Source organism: Sneathiella chinensis, from assembly GCF_012720115.1.
GTDB classification, from domain to species: Bacteria; Pseudomonadota; Alphaproteobacteria; order Sneathiellales; family Sneathiellaceae; genus Sneathiella; species Sneathiella chinensis.
The window spans coordinates 1-862 of sequence record NZ_VNWN01000017.1 but is presented as its reverse complement, the minus strand read 5'-3'; the positions used below and the strand labels follow the sequence as shown (position 1 = coordinate 862).

Annotated in this window: 1 protein-coding gene; it reads left to right on the top strand. The window is 63.9% G+C overall.

The window, feature by feature from the left end; genetic code table 11:
• Window positions 1-862, top strand: an 862-nt coding sequence (locus FQB27_RS16540; RefSeq protein ID WP_169562188.1) for an autotransporter outer membrane beta-barrel domain-containing protein, incomplete at both ends; no start/stop codon positions are given.

Sequence of the window (862 nt, the reverse complement as noted above, 5' to 3'; positions counted from 1 at the left end):
TGTGACCTCGAACCTTGCTTTCCTTGAACCCAGTCTCAGCTATGATGCCAATCAGGTCTACCTGACCCTGATCTCAAACCAGCGGGATTTCGAGGACGAAGCGGAAACCCCCAATCAGGACGCGGTGGCCGATACCCTGGATGCCCTGAAGAAAGACCCGCGCCTTGGCAGTCTGGTGCATCGCATGACAGGCCTGTCCGGGGCCGGGGCGCGGCAGGCCTTTAATGCCCTTGCCGGGATGCCCCATACCCACGGGCCGACCTTCTTCAACCGGGCCGGACTGGCCTTTTATGAGCAGATCGAAAACCGCCTTGATGGCGACCGGACCCGGTCAGCGGGCGGAACATTGGCCATGGCGTCCGACGGCACCGACAGTTGGTCCCACAGTCTGGCCGAGGCCGTGCAGGCTGCAGAAACCGGGCTGGACCGCAACAAGGCGGTGTGGGTGCGCGGTTATGGTGGTTTTGGCGATGTATCCGGCACCGCCAATGCGGAAGGCACCGATTACCGTTATGGCGGGGTGAGTGCAGGTGCGGATCTGGAAGTATTGCCATCCCTGACGCTGGGCGGGGCCGGGTCCTATACCCGGACGCTGGCGTCATCCTCTGGCGATACCCATGTGGACAGTTACCAACTGGCCGCCTATGGCCGCTGGCAGGCGGGATCGCTGTATCTGGACGGGGTGGCCGGCGGTGGCCTGCACCGGATTGAGGCGGATCGCACTGTCACTGTCGGCGCCACGCGGGAAACCGCCCGGGCCGATTATGGGGCGCTCGATCTCTCCTCCGATCTGGAGGTGGGCTATGGCCTTGGGCTTGGGAACGGGGTGTCGGTGACACCGTTTGCCGGGGTCCGCTATGGC